At 67.7% G+C, this 6,639-nt stretch carries 4 protein-coding genes and 1 pseudogene; 3 read left to right on the top strand and 2 right to left on the bottom strand.

The window, feature by feature from the left end:
- The first annotated feature begins 81 nt into the window (after positions 1 to 81).
- Both ACWD4G_RS37385 and ACWD4G_RS37380 read left to right on the top strand, forming a co-directional pair.
- Positions 82 to 1,137 carry an NAD-dependent epimerase/dehydratase family protein gene (locus ACWD4G_RS37385; RefSeq protein WP_451301640.1) on the top strand — a complete coding sequence of 352 codons (1,056 nt, stop codon included), beginning with the start codon at positions 82 to 84 and terminating at the stop codon, positions 1,135 to 1,137.
- Positions 1,138 to 1,233: 96 nt separating this feature from the next.
- The gene (locus ACWD4G_RS37380) at positions 1,234 to 2,229 is read left to right on the top strand and encodes an NAD(P)H-dependent flavin oxidoreductase (protein ID WP_451301638.1); all 996 of its coding nucleotides are present in this window, start codon (positions 1,234 to 1,236) and stop codon (positions 2,227 to 2,229) included.
- 695 nt (positions 2,230 to 2,924) lie between these two features.
- Here ACWD4G_RS37380 and ilvN read toward each other — a convergent pair.
- Both ilvN and ACWD4G_RS37370 read right to left on the bottom strand, forming a co-directional pair.
- Positions 2,925 to 3,155: pseudogene (gene ilvN / locus ACWD4G_RS37375) on the bottom strand (acetolactate synthase small subunit); the annotation flags it as partial.
- Positions 3,152 to 4,882, bottom strand: coding sequence for an acetolactate synthase large subunit (locus tag ACWD4G_RS37370; RefSeq protein ID WP_451301636.1), 1,731 nt, complete (start codon positions 4,880 to 4,882; stop codon positions 3,152 to 3,154). The pseudogene ilvN and the gene ACWD4G_RS37370, both read right to left, overlap by 4 nt.
- A gap of 405 nt (positions 4,883 to 5,287) precedes the next feature.
- On the opposite strand from ACWD4G_RS37370, the gene ACWD4G_RS37365 reads away from it, so the two are divergent.
- Positions 5,288 to 6,634: an MFS transporter gene (locus tag ACWD4G_RS37365; RefSeq protein ID WP_451301634.1), complete on the top strand. Its 1,347-nt coding sequence runs from the start codon at positions 5,288 to 5,290 to the stop codon at positions 6,632 to 6,634.
- Positions 6,635 to 6,639 lie beyond the last annotated feature (5 nt).

The following is a 6,639-nucleotide window of genomic DNA, read 5'->3' as shown; positions in this document are numbered from 1 at the left end:
CCGCTACGAACGCAAGGCCGAACACTTCCTGGCCTTCACCGCCATCGCCTGCAGCCTCATCTGCTACCGCAGACTCACCAAATGAGACGACGCCTAAGTCGATGGCAAGAAACCCTGACGAGGGAGAACTCCGTGGCCAGCAGGCCAGCCAGCAAAGAGACTGTCGGCAGGCTGCTCGTCCCGATGCTGGTTGCGGCGGGGTACGAGGTCACCGGGACCCCACGGACCCTGGCCGGGATCGAGCGGATCAGAAGCCTTGGAGCGACGGGAGTCCAGGTGGACGCGCTCGACGCGGACGGACTGCAGCGCGCGGTCTGCGCGGCAGCACCGGAGGTAGTGATCCACCAGCTGACCGACCTCTCCGGCGCGGACGGGTCCGCCAACGGCCGAATACGCCGAGTGGGTACCCGGAACCTGGTGGAAGCCGCGAAGGCATCTGGGGTCGGCCGGATCGTCGCACAGTCGATTTCCTGGGCGTACGCGCCGGGCGAAGGTCCGGCCAAGGAGGTGGTAGCGCTCGACAGCACGGCCACTCAACCCCGAGCCCGGGTGGTGGCCGCTGTCAGGCCTTGGAGGACACGGCGGCAGAGTTGGAGACAGCGGTCTTGCCGCGCTACGGCCTGCTGTACGGGCCCCGCACCCGGTACGCACCGGGCGGCGCGGTTCCTGGGGAGCACCGTGGTGAACGACGCGGTGAGCTCTTTCGTCCACGTCACCGACGCGGCAACCGCCGCGCTGGCCGCGCTCGGCTGGCCAGGCGGACCGGTCATCATCGTGGACGACGAGCCCGCCCCCGCCCACGAGTGGCTTCCGTCCCTGGCCAACGCCCTTGGCGTGCCCGCACCCGGCCCGGTGTCGGGTCGGCAGGAGTGGGAGCGCGGCGCCCTCAACGCGCTTGGTCAAAGCAGGGGTTGGCAGCCCCAGTGGCCGACCTGGCGGAGGTCAGCGCCGTCAGCAGGAGCCTCCATGACTTCGACCAGATCGCGGAATGGTCGGACACAACGAGAGCGCTTCACGAATCGGGCATCACCAGTGCCGCGACGCCCCGTTGGTCGCCAGTTCAGATGCGCCGCTCGCGGTCAGTTTGTGGGGAGTTATCCGGCCATGGATGTCACAACACGTAGTCGTCACACGTAGTCGTCGGCAGGCTGACGGCTCGGCGTGGTGCTCTTACGAACGCGCGTTGCCTCGAACTCGGGTCATGGCCGTTGGTGCGGGAGCAATGATGTGGACATGGCCTTGTCGACGGAGTTCACCGAGTTGTTGGGCGTGCGGCACCCGATCGTGCTGGCACCGATGGGCGGTTCAGCCGGAGGCGCACTCGCGGCGGCCGTGTCCCGAGCAGGCGGCCTCGGGTTGCTGGGCGGTGCGTACGGGGACCGGGCCTGGCTGGAGCGAGAGCTGCCGATCGTCGCGCAGGGAACCGATCAGCCGTGGGGTGTCGGCTTTCTGACCTGGGCGGTCGATGTCGGCGCGGTGGAGCAGGCACTGGCTTTCAATCCCGCGGCGGTGATGTTGTCCTTCGGCGACCCGAGCCCGTTCGTCGATCTGATCCGCCAGTCGGACGCGGTTCTGATCGTTCAGGTCACCGATCTGGACGAGGCCGAGCAGGCTGTGGACGTGGGCGCCGACGTCATCGTGGCGCAGGGAACCGAGAGCGGTGGCCACGGCGCCCGCCGCGGGCGCTCCACACTGCCGTTTGTGCCGCTCGTGGTGGACCTCGCAGCACCGGTACCGGTCCTGGCGGCCGGCGGGATAGCCGACGGTCGCGGCGTCGCCGCAGCCCTGGCCCTGGGTGCCGCCGGAGCTCTCCTCGGCACCCGCTTCCAGGCCACTGCCGAAGCCATGGTCTCCCCCTCCGTCAGCAAGGCCCTCCTCGAAGGACGCGGACAGGACACCGAACGCAGCAGCGTGTTGGACATCGCCCGCGGCGCGAGCTGGCCGACCGAGAAGTACACCGCCCGTACTCTCGCCCACCCCTACCTCGACCGATGGCGTGGTCGGGAGGCCGAGCTGGCCCGCGATTCCCACGCCCGTCAGGACTACCGGGACGACGTGGCACGAGGAGTGATTCCACCCCTGCCGCTCTGGGCGGGCGAGGGCGTCGACCTCATCACCGATCTGCCTTCCGCCGCCAACCTCGTCACCACGCTGGCTGCCCAAGCCGAGGACGCACTGACCTGGGCCGGAAGGCGCCGACCGAACAATCGGCCACGAGCCCACGACTAATGCCATCGAGTCAACAGCGGTCACCCTGGCTACACCCGCAACTGGCCGTACGGGGGAATCGGTACTGCGGGCTGGCTCGGCTGCGGGTCAACGCTCGTTTCGCGCCTCACGCACCGGACGAAGGAGTACTGCGCTCTTCCGGATGCGAACTTCGTGTGGACGGCCGTCGCCTTCACAGACGGGTGCTTGAAAGGCATGGCGCGTGAGACCGGCTCGGATGTTCTTCGCCGACGGCAGATCCACTCCCGGCGGACCTGCGTAGTTCATCGGCAGGATCGGACCCGGGCAGATGACGAGACGGCCCGCCTGCAGAAAGGAACTCGACTGCGGTCTCAGGGCGTTGGCCGAGATCTACGCCGCGACCAGAACGTCAGCGTGACATGGGACGCATCAGCGAGGCCACCCGAACCCGCGGCGAGAAAGCGATCCGAGCGGCGACGGACCAGGTGCTGCGCGGCGACACGAGGGAACAAGCCGCAGCCGTCGGCAACTTCCTCAGACTCCCATCGAGCAGGGCGGGAACGGCGCCGTACGGGTCACGCAGCTGAAAGCTCCGCATCGGCAGACGAGCGGGACGGACTGTTCGACGGGGACGGGGCGAGCTGGAACTCAAGGCGTCGCTCCGGTGAGTGCCACGTCCCCGCCGCAGCTCAGTCCGTCACCGATGCGTACACGGACTCCGGCCGCGCACGGCCGACTTCCGTGACGCTCAGCACGTTGATGAGCTTGTCGAGTTGCTTGGTCACCTGCTCCAGCGGTGAGTCGTCCGCGTCGACCACGAGGGTGACCCGGGAGAAGCCACCCCCTTCAGTCGGGCTGACGGCAAGGGAGTCGATGTCGAAGCCGCGCCGGCTGAAGAGGGCGGTGATCCGGGTGAGCGCGCTGGGCTCGTCCTCGACCAGGACCGACAACGTGCGCTTGCTCATGAGTCGTCGCTCTCCCACCTCGGAGCCATGTCTCGGGCGATCTTGATGTCGTCATTGCTGGTCCCGGCGGCGACCATGGGCCAGACCATGGCGTCCTCGTGGACCACGAAGTCGACGACCACCGGCACGTCGTTGATCTCCATTGCCTTGGCGATCGTGCCGTCCACGTCCTCGGGCCGTGTGCACCGCAGACCGACGCAGCCGTAGGCTTCCGCCAGTTTCACGAAGTCGGGGACGCGCTGGGCCGTCTGCAGATCGGTGTTGGAGTACCGCTGGTCGTAGAAGAGCGTCTGCCACTGGCGGACCATGCCGAGGTTGCCGTTGTTGATGACCGCGATCTTGATCGGCACACCTTCGATCGTGCAGGTGGCCAGTTCCTGATTGGTCATCTGGAAGCAGCCGTCTCCGTCGATCGCCCAAACCATCGTGTCCGGCCGCCCCATCTTGGCGCCCATCGCGGCGGGGACGGCGAAACCCATCGTGCCCAGGCCGCCGGAGGTGATGAAGGCGCCGGGCTTCTCGAAGCCGATGAACTGGGAGGCCCACATCTGGTGCTGGCCGACGCCGGCCACGTAGAGGGCGTCCGGGCCGGCGATGGAGCTGAGTCTTTCCATGACGTATTGCGGAGCCAGCGAGCCGTCCGAGAAGTCCTCGTACCCGAGCGGGTAGGTCTCCTTCAGTCTGTCGAGCAGCGCGCGCCACTTGACGTAGTCACCGGGGCGATCGATCGCGTGGACGAGAGCGCCGATGACCTCCCTGCAGTCACCCACGATCGGTACGTCCGCCGCCCGGTTCTTGGAGATCTCGGCCGGGTCGATGTCCGCGTGGATGACCTTGGCCCGCGGTGCGAACGACGACAGCTGCCCGGTGACCCGGTCGTCGAACCGTACGCCCAGGGCGATGAGCAGGTCCGCCTTCTGCAGTGCGCCCACCGCCGAGACGCTGCCGTGCATGCCGGGCATCCCCATGTGGAGCGGGTGCCTGTCGGGGAAGGTGCCCCTGGCCATCAGCGTGGTGACAACCGGAATACCGGTCACCTCTGCCAGGCGGAGCAGTTCCGCCGAGGCGCCGGCCTTGTGCACGCCGCCGCCGACGTACAGCACCGGGCACTCGGCCTCGGAGATCAGCTTGGCTGCTTCCTGGATCTGCTTGGCGTGCGGCCGGGTGACCGGCCGGTAGCCCGGCAGGTGCGTCGTCGGTTCCCAGTGGAATTCGGTGCGGGCCTGCAACGCGTCCTTGGAGATGTCGACCAGTACCGGACCGGGACGGCCGCTGGAGGCGATGTGGAAGGCTTCCGCGATGGTGCGCGGGATGTCGTCGGGGTCGGTCACCAGGAAGTTGTGCTTGGTGATCGGAAGGGTGATGCCGCAGATGTCGGCTTCCTGGAAGGCGTCCGTGCCGATCATGCCGCTCGGCACCTGACCGGTGATGGCGACCATCGGGACGGAGTCCATGTACGCGTCGGCGATCGGGGTGACCAGATTGGTGGCGCCCGGGCCGGAGGTGGCGATGCAGACGCCGACCTTGCCGGTGGCCTGGGCATACCCTTCCGCAGCGTGTCCGGCGCCCTGCTCGTGCCGCACCAGTACGTGCCGGACCTTGGTCGAGTCGTAGAGCGGATCGTAGGCGGGTAAGATCTGGCCGCCCGGAATTCCGAACACGGTGTCGACTCCGACGTGCTCTAATGCCCTGACCAGAGCTTGAGCACCTGTCATCTGTTCGGTCATCTGCTCTTTCCTGTTGGCTTGGCTCGAATGCTGGGCGTGCCTGCTGACCCGAGTGGGAGGAGAGGAAGACGCCCGTTCGCAAGACTGATTCGAAGGGCAGCGCGCAGAACTCGGCAGTTCGCGGACGGTAAGTCCGGGAAGTACTACGGGGCGGCCCGCGCTGAGAGCGGTGTCGGGTGACGACAACGCGCTCGGCGGCTCCGAGGGACCGGAACTCTCGTCGGAGCAGAGCGAGTCCGTTCGTGACGGCTCAAGCAGGTTCCCGCAGCAAACCACGAGAACGCATCGCCCCAGTTTATCTTCCCGCTGTGTGGCGATGCCAGTCCCCCAAGCTCTGGCCAGTCGCTCCGCCCCGTGATCGCGCCGGGTCTGGACTTTGCCCAACTCCCGGGACAGGGTGGCCCGATGGAACGAGATGATCGGACCATCGGCCCCAGTGTGCAGGGCGACGGACTCCTGACGGACGGCCAGGCCTCCGGACGGAAGGCGCACCGGGGTGGCGGCCTCTGGCGGCATCGGGACTTCATGCTGCTGTGGGGCGGACAGTCGGTCAGTGAGATCGGATCGGCCGTCACGCAATTGGCACTGCCGCTGATCGCCGTGGTCGCGCTCGACGCGAGCGCCTTCGAGGTCGGGTTGCTGACCGCGGCGACGTCCCTGGCGTTCGCGGTGTTCGCGCTGCCCGCCGGTGTGCTGGCCGACCGGCGGGCCAAACGCGGAATCATGATCTTCTGCGACTTCGCCCGCGTCGTGATCATCGCTGCGGTGCCCATCGCCTGGTACCTGGGGAACCTGACGATGGCACAGCTCTACGTCGTGGCCCTGGTGGTCGGCGTCTGCACGGTGCTCTTCGACGTGTCCTACCAGAGCTACCTCCCCGCTCTCCTCAGGCCTGAGCACCTGATGGAGGGCAACCGGAAGATCGCGGCCACCCAGAGTTGCGCACGGTTCGTGGGGCCCAGCCTGGGCAGCGGACTGGTGGGGCTCCTGGGCGCTGCGGGGTCGATGATCGCTGACGCCCTCTCCTACTTGCTGTCCGGCGTGTCACTGCTCGGCATCCGGCACCGGGAGACTCCCGGGGAGCCGGTGGCCGAGGCGTCCTCGCGGCCCGGCCTGTGGGCGGAGACCTTCGCGGGGATCAAGTTTGTGATGGGGCACACGGTCATACGCAAGACGGTCGCCTGCAGTGCGACCGTGAACCTGTTCGGCTCCATGGCGGGGGCGATACAGATCATCTTCCTCGTGCGTGTGCTGCACGTCCATCCCGCCTACACGGGGCTGATCTTCGCGCTGGCGTCGCTCGGCGGCATCTGCGGAGGGCTGCTGTCGGGTCAGATGGCCCGGTGGATCGGCTCCGCGCGCGTGATGTGGTTCTCCTTGCTCGTGATCGGTCTGCCGCAGATCCTGTCGGCGCTGGCCGAACCGGGCTGGAGCGTGGCGCTGTTCCCGCTCGGCTTCGCCGTCTCCTATTTCTCCCTCGTCAATTACAACATCGCGGTGGTCACCTACCGGCTGGTGATCTGCCCGCCCGCCCTGCTGGGCCGGATGACGGCGGCCGCCCGGTGGATCGCGTGGGGCACGATTCCGGTCGGCGGGGTGATCGGCGGCTCGCTCGGTACGGCGATAGGCATCAGACCGACGCTCTGGATCGCGTGCGTGGGCACCTGGGCAGCGGGCTTCTGGATGTACTTCTCTCCCTTGCGCCGTATACGGGACATCCCGAACGCGCCGACGGCGAACGACGGCTCCTGAGCATG

Source organism: Streptomyces sp. NPDC002643, assembly GCF_053592555.1.
This window is presented reverse-complemented; position numbering and strand designations above follow the sequence as displayed.

What these genes read in the sequence shown, in the direction of transcription:
- ACWD4G_RS37365 (WP_451301634.1), top strand. Translation starts at nt 5,288, where the DNA reads ATGGAACGAGATGATCGGACCATCGGCCCCAGTGTGCAGGGCGACGGA.
- ACWD4G_RS37380 (WP_451301638.1), top strand. Translation starts at nt 1,234, where the DNA reads ATGGCCTTGTCGACGGAGTTCACCGAGTTGTTGGGCGTGCGGCACCCG.
- ACWD4G_RS37385 (WP_451301640.1), top strand. Translation starts at nt 82, where the DNA reads ATGAGACGACGCCTAAGTCGATGGCAAGAAACCCTGACGAGGGAGAAC.
- ACWD4G_RS37370 (WP_451301636.1), bottom strand. Translation starts at nt 4,882, where the DNA reads ATGACCGAACAGATGACAGGTGCTCAAGCTCTGGTCAGGGCATTAGAG.